Raw genomic sequence first — 20771 nt, 5'->3', positions numbered from 1 at the left:
AGGGAGGAAGCTCGGTCAAAATTTCATTGGCTCATGTTTAGTGATTAAACATGAACTCGCGCGAGTTCAGCACCGCCCAGAAGATATCTTCTAGCCCGCGCTGTTTGTTTTCTTCTTCCTTCATCGTCGCTAAAAGCTTCTCGCGTTCTTCGGCAGTTGGCTTACGGCTGAGACAACGGATGAAGATCTTTTCGATAATCACATCCTCGCCTAAACCTTCTTTAAGCCAGCCTTCGACAAGCTTACCTTGCGAAATCTTCCCTTGCGTAGCCGACCCGTTGAGCATGTGCAGGGCCTGCGACAAGGTAGGGGAAGTGGTTGCTTCGCAGGTACAAACCGTTGCGCGCTGACTACGGCCAAAAGTGGTTAGAAAGTAATTCGAGGTCCGACCATCGGCAATTTGCACGGCACTTGCCCCTAGAGGCAGACCCCCGAACTTTTCATCATGATTGGTCGCCGTACTAATGCAATCGAGAAGTTGCTCTGCCGGGATTCGACGAACCTGGGCGTAGGCGAAGTTTTTGGTATCGGTACGGTTGCTATCGTTGGGAAGTGTCGTTCGCTGATACGCGTTTGAAGCACAAATGTCCCGGACGAGCTTTTTGAAGTCGTAGTTATATTCGATCAGCTTATCCCCTAGCTTCTTGTACAACTCAGGGTTACTAGCCGGATTGCTCACGCGGACATCGTCGACCGGGTCGACAATCCCAACGCCAAAGAAGCTGGCCCACACCCGGTTGGCGACGCTGGAAGCGAAATAAGGGTTCTCGGGCGCGGTCAACCATTCGGCCAACACTTCGCGGCGGTCGCGGCCCTTCATGTCTGGGGTAACATCGCCAAGGAACTTCGGCTCCATCACCCGGTTATCGACCAAATGCCGGACATCGCCGCTGCGTCGATCGTAGATAATTCGTTCGCGGTAATCTTCGGTGTTCTTACGACCAATCTGCGAGAAGAACGCCGCAAAGCCGTAGTAATCGTCCATTGTCCAACGATCGAACGGATGGTTGTGACACTGGGCACACTGAGTTCGCAGCCCCATGAAAACTTGAGCAACATTCTCGGCAGTCTTAAGCGTATCACGTTCAATCTCGTAGTAGTTCGTCGCCGGATTACTAAACGTACCTCCCGACGCGGTCAAGATTTCACGCACCATTTGATCAAGCGGAACGTCGTTCGAGATCTGCTCGGTCAACCAGCTGTAATACAAAAAGGCTGACTTCGGGCTCACATCGTTGGTGCTTTTGATCATCAGCAGTTCGGCCCAACGCATCGCCCAAATTTCGGAGAACTCTTTTCGCTCCAGCAAGCGGTCGACCAGCTTAGCTCGCTTGTCTTCCGAACTGTCGGCCATGAAAACTTGATACTCTTCTTCGGTCGGCAACTTACCGGTAATATCGACCGTCACGCGGCGAAGGTACTCTTCGTCGGTGCAAACTTCGCTCGGCACGATGCGCAGCTTATGCAGCTTCGCACCGACGAGTTCGTCGATATAGTTTCCGGCAATCTGCGGCTTCTCGTACTGCAAGTCTTTCGGCAGCACGATCACTTGGCTACCGACAGTGTGTGTACCAAAGCGAGCCATCACGAACGCTTCACCCCGCTTGGAAGCGGTGCAAAGTCCATTGGCATCGATCGGGGCCGAATTGTCGTTGTTCGACATAAACACGGCCAAGTTCGTCACGTCGCGCGTGGTGCCATTCGAGTAGTAGGCTTTGACAATGAACGATTGCTGTGCCCCTTCCCCTTCCAAGACAGCCTTGGGTGGGTAGATCTCAATATTTTCGCAGCGAGGCACTTCTCCCTCATCCTGCTTGGCTCCTGTTTCGAGCCAACGCAGCATGGTCGCGTAGTATTCCGAGTCTTTATCGAACAGTTTACCGCCGGTGTGAGGGACAGCGCCGATCGCCTTTTCGATCAGTAAGCTCGATTCGGGATTGGCCAAATTGATACGACGGGTGGCCTGTTCGCGTGTTGTGCGGAAGTAATCCCCTTTCGGATCGAAACCGAACAACGAAAGTCGGAAGCCATCTTTGCCGCGTGCGGCACCGTGACAGCTCCCGGTGTTACAGCCAGCCCGCATAAAGACCGACATCACATCGAGATGGAAACTGACCGGGCGGTCTTCGCTCGCCTTGCCGACGGTAACCGGAACTTCGACCTTGTGTCCGCCATATTCCACGGATAGCTTGGTCTCGCCATCGGCAGCAGGCAAAATCAAGTTCCCCTCGCGTTTCACCTTGCTTTCATCCGCCAGAGTAACGGTGGCCTGGGCGGTTACGTCCAAGGTAACGTCGTCGTCCCGCGTCGCGACCACGATAAACCGCTGCGAATCGCGACTTGTTAGAAGTTCGATCGAAGCGGGATAGACGTTGATTTCACGAATCGAACTCTCCGCTTGGGCTGTGGAGGCCGTCAAGCACAGCAGCAGTCCGCTGATCATCCATTGAGCGATGCCGTATTGTTTCACGGTTGGCTCTCCTCTGGCGTATGCCGGAAATCTTAGGTAGGTCGAAAATAAGGGGGGCTAACAACGGGGAACGCAAACAAGCAGGGCGGATTAGTTGCCCTGCTGCTTGGCAAGTCGCAACTGCTCTAACCGAGACAGCGGTTTTTCCGGAGCCGGCTTGGGAGCTTCCTTCTTTGCTTCTGCTTTCGGAGGCGCGGCGGAGGCCACTTTCGGTGGCAGCGGCTTATCAATCCGTAGTTCGATGTTGCCGTTGGTTTGAATAATTGGTTCTTCGTTTTGCGTGACGGTAATCCGAGCAACAATCGAGGCGTGCTTACCATCCTTGGCATCTTTGGCTACCTTGACGTCGAAGACGGCCTCTTCGGCATCCTTGGTGACCTTCACCGGCTCTGCTGTGGTTCCGGCTGGTAGTCCCAGCAGTTGCACGGTAGCTTCGCCAGGGAAATCTCGTTTCGGGCTCAAGCCGACCACCACCTTGGTTTCCTGACCTTGTTCGACGGCAGCTTTATTGAAGGCAAAATCGACGAGGCGATCTTCGACCACCAAGTCCGCAAAAGGAGTCGCCACTTCCACGCTGCCAGCTTTGTAGCCAGCAGAGCCCAGGACACAGATTTTATGGGTGCCGACTTGGGCACCGCCGTTGGCGGTCATCGGGATCAACGCTTCGTTCTGACCTTTTTCGATCTTGATCGAGCGCGACGCCCCAATGCCTGGCGGATCGTTTAGCAGACGAATACGAATCTCGCCGTCAAAACCTTCTTCGCGGGTCGCCACCACCTTCAACTGCATCGAACCATCCCGCACGAGGGGCACCTTAGGCTGAACGATTTCCAGCTTGAAAGGTACCTTCTCGGTGACTGCGACGGCCAAGCGAGCGGCATCATGCCCCCACATATCTCGGTTGTTCTGGCCACGCACCAACAAGCTTCGCTGTTTCACGTGCCCTTCGATCTTCAAGTCTTCGTTTGTCGGCCGGGCAACCGCATCCACTAGCTTGCCGTCCAGTTGTGCCTCAGGCTTCGCTGTCAGAAGTACTGGCAAAACGTTTGTGTTGGCGGCCATCGGGAAAGTGGTAACTTCGACACCTTCAGGGAGATCCTCGAAGCTAAAATTCAAATCGCCACCAAAGTTCTCTCGGCGGGCCGAAAGCAGGATCGCCATGCTATTGCCTTGCGGAATACTAACGGTGCGGGCGACATACTGCCGTACTTCGGGAACCTCAACCGTCAGAGCAGGCGTTCTCTGCGAGACTTCCACTCGATAGACATTCAATGGGCTGCCAGAGTTGAGGTGATCACGAACACGAATCACAAGGTCGCCATCTTCAGGAGCTTTGATTCGCAGGTAGGAATCGATATTGCCATTCGAGTCGTCGTTGCCTTGGATATGCTTGCCATCCGACCCTTGAAAAACATTGATGACCGGATCGAGATAGGAACGAATGCCTTCGCGAGCATAAACACGGATGTCATATTCCTGGTCTTTCTTCGCTGGGAACTTGAAGTAGTCTTCGTCCCCTTTTTCACCGATCACACCGGTCGCCACGCCTGGTGCTGCCATGGCCGTGGCCTGATCGCGATTCGCGTTCGGTTCAACTTCAAACGTTGCTGGCAGATCGGAAACAAACAACCGATTCGGCGAAGGAGCAATGCCGTGTTCGTCCTCTGGGTAATAAAGAAACTCACCTGGCGTTTCCGGCAGCTTGACCTTAGCAGTATGCGGGCCGGCAGCATCACCGAGCCAGGTCAGTTCGATCTCTTCGCCTGGCTTACCGCCAGTCGGAGTGACACCCAGTGGCCGTGGAAAGTCCCCCACGCTCAAGCGATAGACACAGTTGCCGTTGCCGCCGTAGCTGCTTTCGCGGACTTGAATGATGTACTTTCCATCTTCCGGAGCAATCAACGAGCAGACGCAATCTTGATAGACGAGCGGTTCGTCATCGCTCTTGGCGAGTTCAAAACGCTGTTCGTTCAAAATAGCCAGATAAGGATCGAAGAACGTTCGCCCTAAACGTAGCCCGGCAAGCTCTGCTGAAATCCGCTGCCCCTTCTTAGCTTCGACGACGAAGTAGTCTACATCTTCATTCTGTACGACGCCGTTGACCGTGGTACCCAACTCGATGGGCTGCGGTTCTTTGAAATCGTTATTGGGTTCCTTCTCGTTCACCTCAGGCAGGGCGCCCACATAGAACAGGTTAACATCGCTAATCCCAGAGGCCGTTCGCAAACGCAACGCATGTTGCCCTAAACGGCAATCCGGGGCCACGGCCAGAACCATCTTGGCTTGTTTGGCGTCGACTTTCTCGAGCGACTTCATCGTCACGCCTGGTTCGTAGAACATTACCTCCTGGGCATCGTCAATTCGATCACCGCGAAGGATAACTTCGATTTCCGTACCACGCTGAAGCCCTGGCGGCTCGATCCGCTGCAAATTGGGTTCGGCAGCAAAAGTGGCGGCAGCGATCAACGTGTTGACGATCCAAGCCAGACCAAGAAGATGGAAGCGTTTCATATCGGCACCGCGTCCAGGTGAAAGGGACATTCGGAAGGTAGGTGAGAGCGACCGCAACATGCCAGCAGGCGACTGTGCCAACAAGTGGTAAAGCGACCGATTAGGGGTGGGATGACGGGATCGGCCTGAGATTACCCCTCAGGCCGATCGATTTTCATTGTAACTCGCCTGACACAAAGTCGACGTTTTTTTGAACTTTGTCGCGAGATTTCATGGAAATCTTAAGCTAATAGCTCTTTGATAACCTTGCCGCCATCGACAATTTCGATCGGACGGTCGCCTGGGGCCATCAGTTCTTTATCAGCGACAATCCCCATCTGATGATACATGGTAGTCGCCAAATCTTCTGGGCCGACCGGGTCAAGCTCTGGCTCGCTGGAGGTTGCGTTCGAGGCACCGTGGATATAACCCTTCTTCAGGCCACCACCCGCCAAAGCGACGCTAAAGACTTTCGGCCAGTGATCGCGACCGGCATCTTTGTTGATCTTCGGGGTACGACCAAATTCGGAAGAAACCATGACGAGCGTTTCGTCCAAGATGCCCTGGCGTTCTAGGTCGCGAATCAAAGTCGAGAAGGCCTGATCAAACTCAGGCACTTGCCGCTTGATGCTGTTGGTAATCTGAGTGTGCATATCCCAGCCACCGTAGGTTAGCGTCACCATGCGTACGCCAGCTTGCACCAAACGGCGAGCCATCAACATGCGTTGCCCTGCCGTATTGCGGCCATATTCGTCACGCAACTTGGCATCTTCGGCATCGATATTGAATGCTTCACGAGCTTCTGGCGAGGAAACCAAGCTGTAAGCCCGTTCATAGAACGTGTCCATCGCGGCAACTTGGTCCGATTCGTTCTTCTGGGCGAAGTACGAATTCACCGCATCCAAGGCCGAGCGACGGCGATAGAAACGGGCTTCGTCCACGCCACCGGGCAAGCTCAAGTCGCGCACCTTGAAGCCACCACTGGCAGGGTCCGCCCCAAGCGAAAACGGAGCGAACGACGAGCTCAAGTAGCCGGTACCGGCGTATTCGTTGGGGACGTTTGGCACGCAAACATAAGGAGGCAAGTTCTTGCGTGGCCCATACTCGTGGCTAACCACCGCCCCAAAGCTGGGGAATTTCAGCGCCGGGCTGGGTCGGTAACCGGTGAACATATTGTGCGTGCCACGTTCGTGGGCCGCTTCGCCGTGTGTCATCGAGCGGATGATGCAAAGCTTGTCTGCGATGCCAGCCGTTTTGGGCAGCGCTTCGCTGAAGTATTCGCCGGTGTTGGTCTTCACCGTCTTCATTTCGCCACGATATTCGATCGGCGAGTAAGGCTTCGGATCCCAAAGTTCCTGCTGGGCGGCCCCGCCTGGCAAATAGATATGAATGACGCTTTTCGCTTTGGCTTCGATAAAGTCGTATTCTTTGATCTCGGCTTGAGCTTTTTGCAATCGGAAGAGATCCGACATACTCAACCCCAGACCGGCGGCGGCACCGACCGTCAGGAAGTTACGTCGGCTCAGCGGATTCCCCTTGCACTTCGTCATGGCCATCTCCAACAGATTGATCTTTGTACGTGTTGCTTAAATGGAATGACTCGAATCGAGTAAAAGTTACACGTCAATTCGAGCAAAACGGAAGGATCCACGACCGACCCTCGAAGGAAGCGCAAGGGAATTCGTCGCGAACGATTGACAACAAACGACCACTAGAAATGTCAGTGGTCTCTAGTAGGTAGGCAAATTCAGGTAGGGTGTGGGCAGGATGGAGGAGACTTCCGATAGAAGTAGCCTTATCCATTGGAAGGTCAATATAACGGGCCTCCAGGGCGTTGTCAAAAGAAATATAACCCCTTTAACCCCAACAACACCCCTTACCAGAAACACACCTAAGTCTTTTAATCAATAGACCTTACAAAACTCAACGACGATCAATCGTCACCAAACAACCGTCCGCAATTCACGGTTTCTTATTGGAGTTAATGGGCTAGCAGGCATCAGGGGTTGAGGGGGTCTGGCACCAGGCAATACAAGTGGGTAGATGTTCGCCAGAAGAGCTTTCCCCCGGCGAACACAGGGCTGGCGAACCCGTTGCCTTCCAATCGAAACGAGGCAATCTCATCGAACTCTGGCCCTACCTTGAAGACGTGCATCGTTCCTTGTTCGTCGGGGACCAACATCTGATCGCCATACAATGCAAGCGAAGCACTAAAGTTGCCGCCAATTCGCTTCCGAGCTAAGCGTTCACCTGTCTTGGCGTCGTAGCAAAGCCCTATGCCATCGTCATTTATGGCAAATACCTTCCCGTCTGCCACCAAAGGTGACGGCACGTAGATGCGTTCTCGGGCCTCCCAAATCACTTTATCGAAAGTCACGTCACCGCTGCCGTCGGCTTGAATTCCTAGCACCCCATTTCGGGGGAATCCGCCGGTCGAAATCACAAGCTCGCCCGCCACGTTCGGTGTGTTGGCGGTCGTCGGTGCTGGACCTTTCACCCGCCAAATCTCTTGCCCGTTGTTAGGGTTGTAGCCAATCGTGTGCCCTGTCCCGCCGACAAGAAGCTGCTGCTTGCCGCCGATATCCGCCAAAATGGGGGATCCGTAGCTTGGTTCGTTCGAACGCGAGATCCGCCAAACAACCTCGCCCGTATCGCGACGCAGGGCCGCCAGGAAGCCTGGCCCATTGGAATCGGCCAGCACAATCACCAACGACTCATAAAGAACCGGCGAACTGCCATAACCGTGCTGGCTGTAAAAAGGGCCTGCCTCTTTCTGCCATACAATCTTGCCGCTCAGATCAACAGCCGTCACGTACAAAGAGTCCTTCACGACAAATGCCGTGAAGACAAACTTGCCATCACTCGCTGGCGTCGCGGAAGCCTGGGAATTCTTTTGATGCGTCCGCATGAATCCGCCTTGGTGGACCGCAGTGGTCCAAAGCGGCTTGCCGTTGGCGGCATCGTAGCAAAGTAGCGACTTGGTTTCCTGCTTTTCATCGGCGGTGGTGACCAATACCTTATCGCCAATAACAATCGGCGAAGAGTGCCCCAGCCCCTGAATTTTAGTGCTCCAGGCCACCGCTGGCTGACTCGACCACTGAAAATCGACCAAGCTCTCGGTCACCACATTGTTCCGCTCGGGTCCCCGCCACCAGGGCCAGCTCCCAGGTGGAAGATCGATCGGGTGACCGGCATCAGCGCTGTTTGCCTCAGGCGCATGGATCTCAGCCACGGGCTCTCGCTGACAGCCCGAGATTAGGAACAACACGCTCAAAAAACCAAAAACCAGTCGCATTCTGCGTCTCCCAGGCTGAGCTTGAATTGACGGCAAACTATTTCGCAATCTGCCCGATCGAAATAAATTCCCTCATTTCTCATCATGGCAAGGGCTACCCAATCGCATAGAATAACAGTCTACCCCAGTCCGCTAACGTTATGTTCTCAGGGAGTTAGATAAAACATCATGGTTGGGCGCACCCTACTTCTCGCGATCGCTGTCGTTTGCGGTCTTTGTACCACTTTGCCAATTTCCGCTCAGGAAAACGCCGGTCAAGCCGATCTCGATAAAGCAGTCGACATGAAGCTCGACGCCGAAAACATGGAAGATCTCGGCAAAGTCGCTGAGTTGTGCGAAGAGGCTCTTAAAAAAGGCTTAAACCAGGAAGACCAAGCCTTCGCGAAACAATTGCTCACTTCGGTACGATATCAAAGAGCCGAAGCGATGGCCAAAGGAATTCTGGAAGAAGCCCAGCAACGTAAAGACTGGAAAGACCTGCGAACCCAAGCCGTTGCCGAAGTCGACAAAGGGCTGAAGTACGACGACACCGTCGGCGCGCTCTACTTTCTCAAAGCTCGCTTGCTGATGCTGCCTGATGGCAACAAAGAAGAAGCGAAAAAGAGCATCGACAGAGCGGTGGAACTGCTCAAAGAGAATGGCGAGTACCACTCGAAGGCTTTAGTCACTTCGCTGGCTTTTACCCAAGATCCGGAAAAGCAACTCGAAATCCTGAGCGAAGCGATCAAGTCCGATCCGAACAACGTCGATGCCTATCGCCTACGCGGCATTCTCTACTTGCAAGAAGAAAAGTACGACGAAGCTTTGGCCGACTTGAAAATGGTCACCGAGCAATTAGCTCCTGGCGATTTGACTTCGCTGCAAGCGTATGCCGAGACACTCGCGAAAGTTGGCAAAATCGACGAAGCACTTGGCATTGTCAACAAAGTGATTCAAGCAAATCCGAATTCGCCGATAGGCTACCTTCTGCGAGCTCGTTTGAAACTTCTCGCTGGCAACCTCGACTCGGCCATTGAAGACCTCGATCAAGTTCTCGTGCGGCAGCCACGTTCGGTGCCAGCTTTGCTCATGCGAGCCAGTTTGTATGTCGAGCAGGAAGATTATCAAGCGGCACTGCGCGACGTAGAACGTGCTTTGGCTGCCGACACCGGTAACGCCCAAGCCCTGCTCATGCGGGCTTCGCTGAACGCCCAAGAAGGAAAGTACTCGGAAGCGATTCGTGACTTCGAAGCCTTGCTGATTCGCGATGCCAGTAACGTGAACATTCGCCTGCAGTTGGGCTCGCTGTACCAACTCGACAAGCGGCCCCGCAAAGCAGTTGAAGTCTTCGACGCTATCTTGAAAGAGCAACCAGACAATATCAATGCCCTGCGAGGTAAAGCGGACGCCCTACTCTCGTACGGCAAGCACGCCGAAGCGGTCGCCAATTACGAAGCGGCTTTGAAAATCGAAGGGGAAGACAGAGGTGGTACCCTCAACAACCTGGCATGGGTCTTAGCAACTTCTCCTCTCGACGACGTTCGCAACGGCGACAAAGCTTTGCAATACGGTATCAAAGCATGCGAAGCAACCGACTATCAACAAGCCCACATCCTCAGCACCCTGGCTGCAGCCTATGCAGAAAAAGGAGATTTCGAGGCGGCTCGGAAGTGGTCGAAGGAAGCCGTTAAGCTGGCGGGCGATGATGAATCGGCCACCGAAATTCGCGAGCATCTGAAGAACGAGTTATCGGCTTACGAAAAGAACGAACCGTGGCGTGAAATCCAAAACACCAAAGAAGGTGGTGCCATGGATACCATCGCCGGGCCAGCCTCGGAAGTGGAAGCCAAGCTGAAGAAGCTGAAGCAAGAGAAGAACGACTCCGAAGAAAAAAAGGCTGAGCCCAAAATGACCGAACCGGCTCCCGATATGGCCCCGGTTTCCTAAGTTGACCTTATCACCTACTTATTGAGGTTCGTGTCAAAGCGTCTGACAGAAGCGAGGCATGCGCAGCAAACCAGATTCCGTTCCATGCCTGCGTTCCTTGCCCAGCGATCCAATACGGTTTCTGTTTGCCTTACCTGGCTGTTTTCGCAAGAATGGCGTCAGACGGGCTCGCTAACAATTCCAATGCCCTGGCCGGTCTCGGCTGGGGCTTTTTTATGAAAGGATCGGATCGCCATGGACATCCAAACGACCGAGCAGCTAACCCAAAAGAAATGCAAGCCGTGCGAAGGAGGGGTCGATCCTTGTACCCTGAACGAAGCGAACGACCAGCTGGTGAATCTGAACGGCTGGTACCTCACGCACAACGGTCAGCGAATTCGCAAAGACTGGACGGTGAAGAACTTCATGGCCGGCATGGACTTTTTCAACAAAGTGGCTGAGATCGCCGAAGAGGATGGCCACCATCCCGATCTACATATTGCTGGCTATCGCAACGTTTCGATTGAACTTTGGACGCATGCGATTGGTGGCTTGAGCGAGAACGATTTCATTCTGGCCGCCAAGATTGATTCCGTACCGATCGAACTGAAGTCGTAAGTGCCGTCTCGGTAACACGCTTACAGCAAACATGTTCTTGTCGCGTGGAACTTTATTTGCCTATCGGTGTGGGTAACCTAGGCTTGTGTGTCCCTTTGCGCACACACTTAACGACCACAGGTGAACCATGGCTGGGCATACCGAAATTCTCGATTCCCCGCACCAACTACCTGCGGTATCGTCGCCAGCTCCGCCACCGGCTCCTCGCACAATCGATGCCGGTCTGCCCCCTGCCGTACAGAAGATCGTCAATAGTCACCTTGTGATTTGGGTGGTGATCCTCTCGTTTGGGCCCTTAGGCTTGCCACTGATCTGGCTAAGCCCCAAGTATGCCCTTTGGTCGAAAATACTCGTGTCGGTGCTAACCATCGGCGTAACGATTGTCTTACCGATCGCCATCACGCTTTACTGCACTCAGTTCCTCGTTCAACCAGTTCTAGAAGCGATGCAACAAGCCAACGCGGCAGGCGGGGCCCACTAAGACTTCTAAGCAAGCATGGATGCCCGGCGCTTTCAGCCAGGCAATCTCGCTACGACTTGGCAGGTGGATGTAGCCCTCGATAGTAGGTTTGCACAACTGGGCGGAGATAGATTGAGGAAAGCACCTGGCGTCTCTTCTCTTTCATAAAGACCTGCGCCTGCTCTGGCGTCATTCCCTTGGTTTTCATGAGCCAGCACAGCACAATCGTCGCACTCCGTGCGCGGCCAGCTTTGCAGTGAACGTAAACATCTTTACCGGCTGCGACATACTTCTCGATAAAACGCACACCTTCGTCGATATCCTCGACACTTGGGGGGGTGAAATCAATTGTCGGTAGATAAAGCTGCTCGATGCCGTGCTCTTCATAAATATCGAGCGGGCCTTCGTATTCCTGGCAGGTATTGATCACGGCGGCAATTCCGCTGGCCGCTAAGTCCTCGGCCATTTGCCGCGAGGGAACCGCCCCAACAAAAACATGCTCGTCGATTTCATCGTACCATCGCCACCACTTGAGGCGACGGATCATCGTCCAGTTATATAGGTACGACGGCCAGTAAATCATTCGCGCGTACAGATGCTGCAGAAAACGCTTCATAGTCCACTATTTCAGGGTGAATTCCGTTTCCTGGCGGGTGTTTCCGCCCAGGATTCCGGGCAATTGATTCCCAACGCCCACAGCACCGATTATGATGGTTGGCGGTCTCCGGTCTACCCTTCCCCATCAAATCGAACGGACCGACCATCCATTTGGGCCAACTTTTGCGGCCCTTCCCACCTATGAATCACTTCCTGAGGAGAACGCATCTATGTTGCGTCTGGTGTGTTGTTTCGGCCTGCTCTTAAGCACGGCCACGTTCGTATTTGCTGAAGATGCCAAACTGAACGAGCCTCCCCAAGGTTTCAAGGCTCTGTTCAACGGCAAAGATCTTACCGGCTGGAAGGGTTTGGTCGCCAACCCAAAGGCTCGCGCCGAGATGTCCAAAGAGAAACTCGCCGAAGAGCAAGCCAAAGCGGATGAGTCGATGAACGCTCACTGGGCTGTTGAGGACGGCGTGATGGTGTTCGACGGCAAAGGGCAAAGCATCTGCACCGCCAAGGACTATGCCGACTTCGAGATGTACGTCGACTTCAAAATCAAGGAAGCTGGCGACAGTGGTATCTATCTGCGTGGTAGCCCGCAAGTTCAGATCTGGGATCCTACCAATTTAGGCCCTAACCCAAAGGGTGTTGGTTCTGGTGGTTTATACAACAACCAAAAGAACCCCAGCGAACCGATCGCCAATGCCGACAAACCGGTCGGCGAGTGGAATACCTTCTTCATCCGCATGGTTGACGACCGCGTTACGGTCAAGCTAAACGGCGAGCTCGTCGTCGACGACGTCGTGCTAGAAAACTACTGGGAACGAGACAAGCCGATCTACCGCACCGGCCAAATCGAACTGCAGAATCACGGCAACACGCTTTACTTCCGCAACATCTACATTCGCGAACTGGTCACGCCAGAGCAGTTAGAAAAGATGGAAAAGGCCATGCCGGAAGAAGCACGTGTCGAACCGAAGAAACCGGAGAACGTGCTCGTTTTCATCCGTTACGACGGCTTCCGTCACAGCTCGATTCCAGTCGGAGCGGTGGCTACCAAAATGTTGGGAGAAACCACGGGCGCATACAGCGCCCGTATCACCAACGACCTCACGATGCTGCAACCAGAAATCTTGGATCAGTACGACTCGTTGGTAATGGTCAACACAACCGGTGAGTGGATCAAGCCACGTGACGAAGACATGCAGAAGCTTGCCGCTGCCGGCAAGCAAATGAGCAAGGATGAAGCCGAGCAGATGTTCAAGCAGAGCCTGCTCGACTTCGTCAGCAACGGCAAAGGCCTGGTTGGCTTCCACGCTGCCAGCGACGCCAATTACAAGTGGCCTGAATTTGGCAAGATGGTTGGGGGTTACTTCCATGGCCATCCCTGGCACGAAAACGTCGGCATCAAGATCGACGATCCCGATCACCCGCTGATGGCGGCCTTTGGTGGAGAGAACTTCAACATCGTCGACGAAATCTATCAGTTCCGCGATCCCTACTCGCGTGAGGCTCTGCATGTGCTGCTCTCGTTGGATGTCGAAAACACCAATATGGAAAAACGCGGCATTCATCGAACCGATGACGACTTCGCCGTTTCGTGGGTTCGTAGCTGGGGCAAAGGGCGTGTCTTCTACAGTTCGCTCGGACATCGCGAAGAGATCTTTTGGAATCCACAAATCTTGAAGTTCTATCTCGATGGTATTCAGTTCTCGCTGGGTGACCTCGATGGCCCCACCACACCAAGTGCCAGCGAAACCGCCCAGAACTAACCTCACCGCAAGGAACCTCCCCCTCATGTCTCATCGCTTCACTCGTCCTCTGCTCGTCGCTTTGTTTGTGCTGATTTTCACCGGCTTTTCCCAGGCCGAGGAAAAAGCCAAACTCAAAGCACTGCTTATCACCGGTGGTTGCTGCCACGATTATCCCAACCAAATCAAAATCATCACCCAAGGGCTCAGCCAACGCGTGAGCATCGATTGGGATGTTGAACTGGCCGGCAACGATCGAACCGTGAAGGTGCCGATCTACAAGAATCACGACTGGATCAAACCTTACGATCTGGTTGTTCACAACGAATGCTATGGCCATGTCGACGATGTGGCGTTCGTGGAAGGAATCGTTAACGCCCATACCGAGAATAAGATCCCTGCGATCTTCATCCACTGCTCGATGCACAGCTATCGCAACGCCGATACAGACGAGTGGCGCAAGTTGATCGGCATGACCTCGCGCAGCCACGAAAGCCACCATCCGCTGGATGTCATCACCCTGGAAAGCGATCACCCGATCATGCAAGGCTTCCCTCAAAACTGGAAAGTGGAACGAGGCGAGCTCTACAAGATCGAAAAAACCTGGGACAACACCACTCCCCTGGCCAAAGCCTACGGCGTGGATACCAAAAAGGACCACACGGTCATCTGGACCAACGAGTACAAAGGGACGAAAACCTTTTCCACCACACTCGGTCACCACAACGAAACCATGAACAACGACGAGTGGCTGAGCCTGGTAGCTCGCGGCGTGCTGTGGACCGTTGACGGCTTGAACGAAGACGGCAGCACCAAGCCTGGCTTTGAAGGGACCGGCAAAGCAGAGATCGACCTCAGCAAGCCCAACCCCGATAAAGACAAAGCCCCGACGCCAGCCAAGTAGGACGGTTCCAAGAAATGGGATTCAACGTTGAAAACATTGCTGTTTTCGGCAAGACACCCCAAGCTATTTTTCAGGAAGCCTCGCTCACGGCAACGCACGAGTTCGTCGATTTCCCCGACGACCCGATCTGCGGAGCCAGGCTTCCCAGCGGAGCCTTCGGACTGTACTTAAACGCCCCGGTGTTTGACGAGTCGATCATCAAGAAACTCTCGAACGGGGCTTCGATCTTCCGGCTTGAAGTCAGCGAAACGGTCATGACAACCAGCCTCAGTGCCTTGGTCGACGGCCAAGAGGTTTGGTCGATTTGGCATGACGGCGGTTACCAAGGACCAGAGCATCTCGCTACCTCTGGCCCGGTCCCCGAGATTCACGAATCGATTCTGGCCGAACAAACAGCCCTGCTTGATACCGATGATCAGGTCGATTTCATCTTCGAAGTTCCGGTGAAACTGTTCGTCGCTCTCGGCGGCTTTCGCTACGACGAAGATCTTCCTGTTGACGATCCGAAGCCATGGGAAATCCTGCAACACCACTCGCCACAGCCCAGCTGGTTCGCGCGGATTTGGCGCGGTACTTCCTAGACTGCCGTGTTATGAAGCCTGGCGTGACGTCCGAAAAATTTGGCGAGAAGACCGCAAGCGGCTGCCTACTTTCGCCTCCGACTCTTCCGCAATCCGCCGTAACTGTTGTTGCGGAAACTCGTGAAAGTGCTGTTCGCCAAGGGAATCGTAGATACCGATCAGCGACGGACGACGCACGGTCGTTCCCAAACCAGAGCAACCTTGGCATTGGTTGCGTGTGCGGTTTTGTCGCCAGGCTTCCATGGCCATTCCGGCCCACAAGCCGGGCAGCGAGTCCTCTTCGAGGCTGCCAAAATAAACTCGTTGCCGTTGGTCGCCACTGCATCCGGTTAGCTGGCCGCTGGCACTAAATGTCAGCACGCGATACGGCTCTTCACATAGCTTCATTCCGTATTGAGCTTGCTGCTCTTCTAACGAAAACGCAGCCGCACCGCACGCTCGCTGCACGCGAAACGCCGACCGCCAGTTGAGCGTGTCTAAACGTTGGCACAAATCAATCGCCAGTTTCTCGTTGGGTATCCGCACAACCAAGTCCGCCGGCAACTGCCACGACTGCTTTACCCGGGCAAAGTACTCAATCGTCCGTAACCAAGCGGCTAGGCGGTCTTCAAGCAGGCTCGGTTCCATTTTCGGAAAGGGAGAAAGCATCTGCTGCAGCTTCTCCGGCAACGAAAACTCGATCGTGGTGAACGCCCGTAAGAGTTCTTCAACTTCCTGCCGTAGCATGCATTGCCCGGTGGTCAGAAGTGTTCGCTGCGGAAAGCCGACCAACGCAATCATGCGTCCTCGTTGGACTAAGTCGGCCATTTCGCCAGGGTCAGCTTCGATTCCTCGGACTTGCACCGACCGAATCGTTTCGACTTGGACAGCCGCAGCGAGAATGTCCGCCAGTCGATCGAGCGACAATTCGATCCGGCGCGTTCCGCTGGCATCGACCATATGTAACGCCAACATCCACGGATCATATTTCAACCGAATCATCGCAATCCTGAACTTTTTGAAAGTCGCATTCGCTGACGAGGATCGTTCCGCTCGCCCAATAGCACGCATTCCTCGCCTGAATATGGTGCCTGGTCCGTCGTTGCTGGGAGAGGAGCATTAAACGATTCGGATCGATCGCAGAGGTGCAATCGGGGCCATGGCGGGATTAGCAGCCAGCTAGAGCTTGATGATTCTCGTTTTTCCCTTTTGAGGCAAGATCAAAAGCCCCAAGAATACCTACAGAAAAGCTTGCTAGCGTTGCCAGCAAGGCTTTTGGCTTGCTTTACTGGCAGTTAAGTCAAAAGATCATGAACCACGTTGCCATGCACATCGGTCAGGCGGAAGTCGCGACCGGCGAAGTGATAGGTTAACCGTTCGTGGTTCATCCCTAAACAATGCATGATGGTCGCTTGCAAGTCATGGATATGAACCTTGTCTTCGGCAACCTTGAAGCCCAATTCGTCGCTGGCACCATACGAATACCCTGGCTTCACGCCCCCTCCGGCCATCCACAACGTGAAGACATCCGGGTAATGGTCTCGACCCAGGATTTTGCTTTTGGCCGTTCGTCCTTCGCGGAACGGGGTTCGTCCGAATTCACCACTCCAAACCACCAGCGTCTCGTCGAGGAGTCCGCGCTGCTTCAGATCTTTCAGCAACATTGTTACCGGGCGATCCATCGTGGCACACTTTTCGACTAAGCCTTCTCCCAGGCCAGTCCCCTTGCCGGTTCCGTGAAAATCCCAGCCCCAATCAAACAACTGTACGAAACGCACACCTCGTTCGACCAAGCGGCGGGCCAGCAAGCAGTTGTTGGCGAAGCTCGGTTCGCCTGGCTTGGCGCCGTACGCATCCAACATCGATTGGGTTTCTTGCCCCAAGTCCATCGCCTCAGGGGCAGCCATTTGCATGCGGAAGGCCAACTCGTATTGCGAGATCCGTGTCTCCGTTTCCGGATTGCCCGTCCGCTCGAGTTCTAACTCGTTCAAGTCGTGCAGGGCGTCCAGCGTTAGCCGCCGCATCGACTTGTCCATCCCGGCTGGGTTGTTCAAATAGAGGACCGGATCCCCTTTCGAGCGACACTGCACCCCTTGGTAAACGGACGGCAGGAAACCGCTTCCCCAATCGCTGTTTCCACCGGCGGGGTTCGATCCGCTAGAAACCAAAACCACGAAGCCAGGCAAGTTCGCGTTTTCGGAACCGAGTCCATACGTCACCCACGACCCCATCGATGGGCGTCCCAAGCGGGGCGAACCGGTAAACAACAATAGCTCGGCAGGGGCGTGATTGAATTGATCCGTGTTCATCGAGTGAACGAAGCACAAGTCGTCGACCACTTCTTCCAGGTGCGTTAACGCGTCTGACATCCACATGCCTGACTTCCCCACCTTCCGAAACTTGTGCGGCGTTCCCATCAACTTGGGCGTGCCGGTGGTGAACGCGAATTCACGTCCTTCCAGAAACTCAGCAGGACAATCCTGATCGTTGTACTTGATCAGTTCTGGCTTGTAGTCGAACAAGTCTAAATTGGGCGGCGAACCGGTCATGTGCAAGTAAATGACCGACTTCGCTTTCGCCGGAAAATGAGGCTTGGCCGGTGCCATGGCATCGCTGGCCGAAGTTGCCTCGGTTGCCCTGGCCGAGCCACCCAAGAGCGAGCTAAGCGCGAACCCACCAATCCCGGCCTGGCACTTCGCGAGGAAGTAGCGGCGGGTGACATTCTGCAACGAACGGGTGACAGGATCCATCAGTTCTTCTCACTTCGCATGAAGTACAATTCGTCGACTATCGGTTCAGGGCTTCGTCCAGGTTTAAAAGCACATTCCCCACCAAAGTCCAGGCCGCAAGCTCTGGGGCGGATGCCCCTTCTGGCAACGGACCGAGCGGATCGGTCGCCATTTTCTGGGCTTCTTCCGGCACAGCTGCGTAACGTGATTGGGCGGTCTGATACAACTCGACCAGTCGCTTGGCTTCCGCTTCGCTGGGGTATCGTCCTAAGCAGCGGCGGACCGCAAACTCGATTTGTTGCTCTAACGACAATTCCTTTTGCTGCCACACTAAACGCCCAAACGCTTGAGCGGCTTCGATATACACGGGGTCGTTCAGCGTGACCAAGGCCTGCAACGGCGTGTTGGTCGTAATCCGGCGAATGACGCACACCTCGCGGCTAGGCGCATCGAACGTGGTCATCGAAGGGTACGGCGTTGTCCGGCGCCAGTTGGTATACAAACCTCGGCGGTAACGATCTTCCCCGGTGCTGGTGACCCAGTCCGTCGAACCCCCGAATGCCGAGCGTAAACCAAGATTCGGCCGTGGCGGCTGCACCGCTGGACCATACATCTTGCTGCTTAAAAGTCCACTGACAGCCAACGCCTGATCACGTACCATTTCCGCAGACAATCGCACACGAGGCCCGCGCGAAACCAATTGGTTGCGAGAATCAAGTTCCAGCTTCTTGGGGGTGGTCAGAGCCGATTGACGAAAGGCGTTGCTCATCACGATTTGCTTTACCAGCCACTTCGTGTCCCAGTTGTGTTCCATCAGCCCGACCGCCAAGTAATCGAGAAGCTCGGGATGGGTTGGCAACTCTCCTTGCGAACCGAAGTCCTCGCTTGTTTCGACAATGCCTATGCCAAACAACTGTTCCCAATGGCGGTTCACCACCACGCGGGCCGTCAAAGGATTTTCCTGGTCGACCAACCATCGGGCCATCGTAAGTCGATCAGCCTTCGCTGCGGCTGGGAAGGCATGAAAACTGTTCAGCACACTGGCATGAACTTCATCGCCGTGCGATTGATAATTGCCCCGCAATTGAATGAACGACTTCCGCTGCTGGTCGGCAGGCAACTCTTGCATGACCGGCATGGCAATCGGCTTGACGTTCTCCAGCTTCTTTTCCAGGTCGGCAATCTGTTTCCGCTGCTTTTCAATTTCTGGCGAGTTCCCTTTCAGATAAGCGACTAATTCCAGCCGAGCCGCTTCGTTCATACCATCGGCGGTTTGCGGAGGAATAAACTCAGCACTTGGATTGAAAGGAGCATTTATCCGTCCCGCCCAAACCGGCTGACGATTCTCGTCGAGGATCACAACGCGGCACGACTTCATGCGGTTGAACAAGTCACCGTCGGTTCGGTTCCAGACGACCACCTTATCGATCGTCATGGTTGCCCCTAAATCAACTTCCCACCAAGGGTTCTTTTCCTGCTTGGTGTGGATGGTGCTCATGCCACCAAAGAAGTCGCCGTTCGTGTTCCCATCGATCGCCTTAGTCGCCGGGCCGTCGTAGTCGACACTGACCTGCGAGGCCTTTCCTTTCATCGCCGCATTTTCGTTCCCGGAGAAAACCTGAACCTCGGCAATGTGCAGGTAAGCCCCATCCGCGATATTTTCGACCCGCACAAAACGTCCCACGTTGGGCCTGTTTTCAGAAAGAGCAATCTCAGTCGAATCTTCCAACATCTGCTTGAGCTTCTGCTGCGACTGGCTAATCTGCGTCTTGAGGCTTTCTTGCCGCTCTCGTTGCCCGTCGGTAAACATGCGATGCAAGGGAGATTCGTCGTTGCGATCGGCATCGGCTGTTTGGTTGAAGATGGCGAAGAACTCGAAGTATTCTTGGTTGGTGATCGGGTCGTATTTGTGCGTGTGGCACTGTGCACACTCCATCGTCAGTCCCATCCAGGCCTGCACCGTGGTGTTCACTCGATCGACGATCGCCGCATTGCGGAACTCTTCGTCGTTGGTGCCCCCTTCGGTATTGGTCATCGTGTTGCGATGAAACGCCGTGGCGATGATTTGTTGTTCGCTGGCATTCGGCAACAGATCGCCCGCTAATTGCTCGATGCTGAACTGATCGAACGGCTTGTTCTCGTTGATCGCGCGGATTACCCAATCGCGATAGGGCCAAATCGTACGAGGACTATCTTTTTCGTATCCCATCGAATCGGCATACCGAGCGATATCCAACCAAACCCGCGCCCAGCGTTCGCCATAGGCAGGCTTGGCCAGCAAACGATCGACCAGCTTTTCGTATGCATCAGGCGACGTATCTTTCACGAAGGCATCGGTTTCTTCTACCGATAGCGGCAGCCCGGTCAGGGCAAACGAAACGCGGCGGGCCAGTGTGTAGCGATCGGCCTGGGAGGCTGGCGTCAAACCGACCTCATCCAGTCGCTTGAGAATGAATGCGTCGATCGGTGCCTGGGCCCAATCAGGCTGCGAGGTTTGTGGTAGCTGGGCCTGGGTTGGTTTCACAAACGACCAGTGCGGGGCAAACTTCGCCCCCTGGGCAATCCAGTCATGCAGCAACTTTTGCTCGGCAGCCGAAAGAGTCTTGCCAATCTCGGGCGGTGGCATCCGAATCGACTCGTCGTCGGTGATAATCCGCGCAATCAATTCGCTATCGTCTGGCTGGCCAGCAACGATTGCGACCGCCCCGCTATCGAGTTCGGCGGAAGCAGCTTCGGCCTGATCGAGCCGGAGTCCCCCTTCTCGCGTTTCGGGATCAGGCCCATGACAATGAAAGCACTTCCCCGACAAGATCGGGCGGATATCGCGCCCAAAATCGATCTCCCTTTCTTCAGCGGAAACGGTTGTCGCCAACAAAAAGAGGGCACCGATAGCCAAAAGCGTTTGGCAATGGGTTCTCATAGATCACCGCAGGAAGGAGATAGAAGGAAGGAATGCGAAAGGCTTTCGTCTCTGCGCATTATTTCTCAA

Annotated in this window: 14 protein-coding genes; 6 read left to right on the top strand and 8 right to left on the bottom strand. The window is 54.5% G+C overall.

What is annotated here, in order from left to right; translation table 11 throughout:
* Positions 1–37: 37 nt before the first annotated feature.
* The 4 genes from DTL42_RS08745 to DTL42_RS08730 all read right to left on the bottom strand — a co-directional run bounded on the left by DTL42_RS08745 (position 38) and on the right by DTL42_RS08730 (position 8255).
* On the bottom strand, positions 38–2470 hold the full coding sequence (locus tag DTL42_RS08745) for a DUF1549 and DUF1553 domain-containing protein (RefSeq protein WP_425305514.1): 2433 nt from the start codon (positions 2468–2470) through the stop codon (positions 38–40).
* Between the two features lie 90 nt (positions 2471–2560).
* Entirely contained in the window at positions 2561–4981 is a 2421-nt protein-coding gene (locus tag DTL42_RS08740; protein ID WP_114368326.1) for a PPC domain-containing protein, read from the bottom strand.
* A gap of 221 nt (positions 4982–5202) precedes the next feature.
* Positions 5203–6510 (bottom strand): DUF1501 domain-containing protein, encoded by a 1308-nt coding sequence (locus DTL42_RS08735; protein WP_114368325.1) that lies wholly within the window; start codon positions 6508–6510, stop codon positions 5203–5205.
* Between the two features lie 449 nt (positions 6511–6959).
* Positions 6960–8255 carry a PQQ-binding-like beta-propeller repeat protein gene (locus DTL42_RS08730; protein ID WP_114368324.1) on the bottom strand — a complete coding sequence of 432 codons (1296 nt, stop codon included), beginning with the start codon at positions 8253–8255 and terminating at the stop codon, positions 6960–6962.
* A 168-nt stretch (positions 8256–8423) separates the two neighbouring features.
* On the opposite strand from DTL42_RS08730, the gene DTL42_RS08725 reads away from it, so the two are divergent.
* From DTL42_RS08725 to DTL42_RS08715, 3 genes are all read left to right on the top strand, one after another.
* Positions 8424–10181, top strand: coding sequence for a tetratricopeptide repeat protein (locus DTL42_RS08725; protein ID WP_114368323.1), 1758 nt, complete (start codon positions 8424–8426; stop codon positions 10179–10181).
* A gap of 234 nt (positions 10182–10415) precedes the next feature.
* A complete protein-coding gene (locus DTL42_RS08720; protein WP_114368322.1) occupies positions 10416–10778 on the top strand; it encodes a 4a-hydroxytetrahydrobiopterin dehydratase in 363 nt (120 codons plus the stop codon).
* 127 nt (positions 10779–10905) lie between these two features.
* Positions 10906–11259 (top strand): hypothetical protein, encoded by a 354-nt coding sequence (locus DTL42_RS08715; protein WP_114368321.1) that lies wholly within the window; start codon positions 10906–10908, stop codon positions 11257–11259.
* 49 nt (positions 11260–11308) lie between these two features.
* Here DTL42_RS08715 and DTL42_RS08710 read toward each other — a convergent pair whose 3' ends face one another.
* Entirely contained in the window at positions 11309–11854 is a 546-nt protein-coding gene (locus DTL42_RS08710; RefSeq protein WP_234824133.1) for a phosphatidylglycerophosphatase and protein-tyrosine phosphatase 1 family protein, read from the bottom strand.
* A 211-nt stretch (positions 11855–12065) separates the two neighbouring features.
* Between DTL42_RS08710 and DTL42_RS08705 the strand changes: the two genes are divergently transcribed.
* Genes DTL42_RS08705 through DTL42_RS08695 form a run of 3 tightly spaced genes read left to right on the top strand, consistent with a single transcriptional unit; the run spans position 12066 to position 15074 of the window.
* Positions 12066–13610 (top strand): family 16 glycoside hydrolase, encoded by a 1545-nt coding sequence (locus tag DTL42_RS08705; protein WP_199590092.1) that lies wholly within the window; start codon positions 12066–12068, stop codon positions 13608–13610.
* Between the two features lie 25 nt (positions 13611–13635).
* Positions 13636–14493 carry a ThuA domain-containing protein gene (locus DTL42_RS08700; RefSeq protein WP_114368319.1) on the top strand — a complete coding sequence of 286 codons (858 nt, stop codon included), beginning with the start codon at positions 13636–13638 and terminating at the stop codon, positions 14491–14493.
* 14 nt (positions 14494–14507) lie between these two features.
* Positions 14508–15074: a hypothetical protein gene (locus DTL42_RS08695; protein ID WP_114368318.1), complete on the top strand. Its 567-nt coding sequence runs from the start codon at positions 14508–14510 to the stop codon at positions 15072–15074.
* A gap of 9 nt (positions 15075–15083) precedes the next feature.
* Here DTL42_RS08695 and DTL42_RS08690 read toward each other — a convergent pair whose 3' ends face one another.
* The 3 genes from DTL42_RS08690 to DTL42_RS08680 all read right to left on the bottom strand — a co-directional run bounded on the left by DTL42_RS08690 (position 15084) and on the right by DTL42_RS08680 (position 20702).
* A complete protein-coding gene (locus DTL42_RS08690) occupies positions 15084–16055 on the bottom strand; it encodes an SPASM domain-containing protein (RefSeq protein ID WP_158545289.1) in 972 nt (323 codons plus the stop codon).
* Positions 16056–16348: 293 nt separating this feature from the next.
* On the bottom strand, positions 16349–17803 hold the full coding sequence (locus DTL42_RS08685; protein ID WP_114368316.1) for a DUF1501 domain-containing protein: 1455 nt from the start codon (positions 17801–17803) through the stop codon (positions 16349–16351).
* A 37-nt stretch (positions 17804–17840) separates the two neighbouring features.
* On the bottom strand, positions 17841–20702 hold the full coding sequence (locus tag DTL42_RS08680) for a DUF1553 domain-containing protein (RefSeq protein WP_114368315.1): 2862 nt from the start codon (positions 20700–20702) through the stop codon (positions 17841–17843).
* Between the last annotated feature and the right edge of the window lie 69 nt (positions 20703–20771).

Origin of the sequence: Bremerella cremea (genome assembly GCF_003335505.1) — a bacterium.
Classification (GTDB): Bacteria; Planctomycetota; Planctomycetia; order Pirellulales; family Pirellulaceae; genus Bremerella; species Bremerella cremea_A.
Note: the sequence above shows the minus strand (reverse complement) of the source record. Positions and strands in the feature narration are given on the sequence as shown.

What these genes read in the sequence shown, in the direction of transcription:
- DTL42_RS08715 (WP_114368321.1), top strand. Translation starts at nt 10,906, where the DNA reads ATGGCTGGGCATACCGAAATTCTCGATTCCCCGCACCAACTACCTGCG.
- DTL42_RS08690 (WP_158545289.1), bottom strand. Translation starts at nt 16,055, where the DNA reads ATGATTCGGTTGAAATATGATCCGTGGATGTTGGCGTTACATATGGTC.
- DTL42_RS08695 (WP_114368318.1), top strand. Translation starts at nt 14,508, where the DNA reads ATGGGATTCAACGTTGAAAACATTGCTGTTTTCGGCAAGACACCCCAA.
- DTL42_RS08725 (WP_114368323.1), top strand. Translation starts at nt 8,424, where the DNA reads ATGGTTGGGCGCACCCTACTTCTCGCGATCGCTGTCGTTTGCGGTCTT.
- DTL42_RS08730 (WP_114368324.1), bottom strand. Translation starts at nt 8,255, where the DNA reads ATGCGACTGGTTTTTGGTTTTTTGAGCGTGTTGTTCCTAATCTCGGGC.
- DTL42_RS08705 (WP_199590092.1), top strand. Translation starts at nt 12,066, where the DNA reads ATGTTGCGTCTGGTGTGTTGTTTCGGCCTGCTCTTAAGCACGGCCACG.
- DTL42_RS08680 (WP_114368315.1), bottom strand. Translation starts at nt 20,702, where the DNA reads ATGAGAACCCATTGCCAAACGCTTTTGGCTATCGGTGCCCTCTTTTTG.
- DTL42_RS08720 (WP_114368322.1), top strand. Translation starts at nt 10,416, where the DNA reads ATGGACATCCAAACGACCGAGCAGCTAACCCAAAAGAAATGCAAGCCG.
- DTL42_RS08685 (WP_114368316.1), bottom strand. Translation starts at nt 17,803, where the DNA reads ATGGATCCTGTCACCCGTTCGTTGCAGAATGTCACCCGCCGCTACTTC.
- DTL42_RS08735 (WP_114368325.1), bottom strand. Translation starts at nt 6,510, where the DNA reads ATGACGAAGTGCAAGGGGAATCCGCTGAGCCGACGTAACTTCCTGACG.
- DTL42_RS08700 (WP_114368319.1), top strand. Translation starts at nt 13,636, where the DNA reads ATGTCTCATCGCTTCACTCGTCCTCTGCTCGTCGCTTTGTTTGTGCTG.
- DTL42_RS08710 (WP_234824133.1), bottom strand. Translation starts at nt 11,854, where the DNA reads ATGAAGCGTTTTCTGCAGCATCTGTACGCGCGAATGATTTACTGGCCG.
- DTL42_RS08740 (WP_114368326.1), bottom strand. Translation starts at nt 4,981, where the DNA reads ATGAAACGCTTCCATCTTCTTGGTCTGGCTTGGATCGTCAACACGTTG.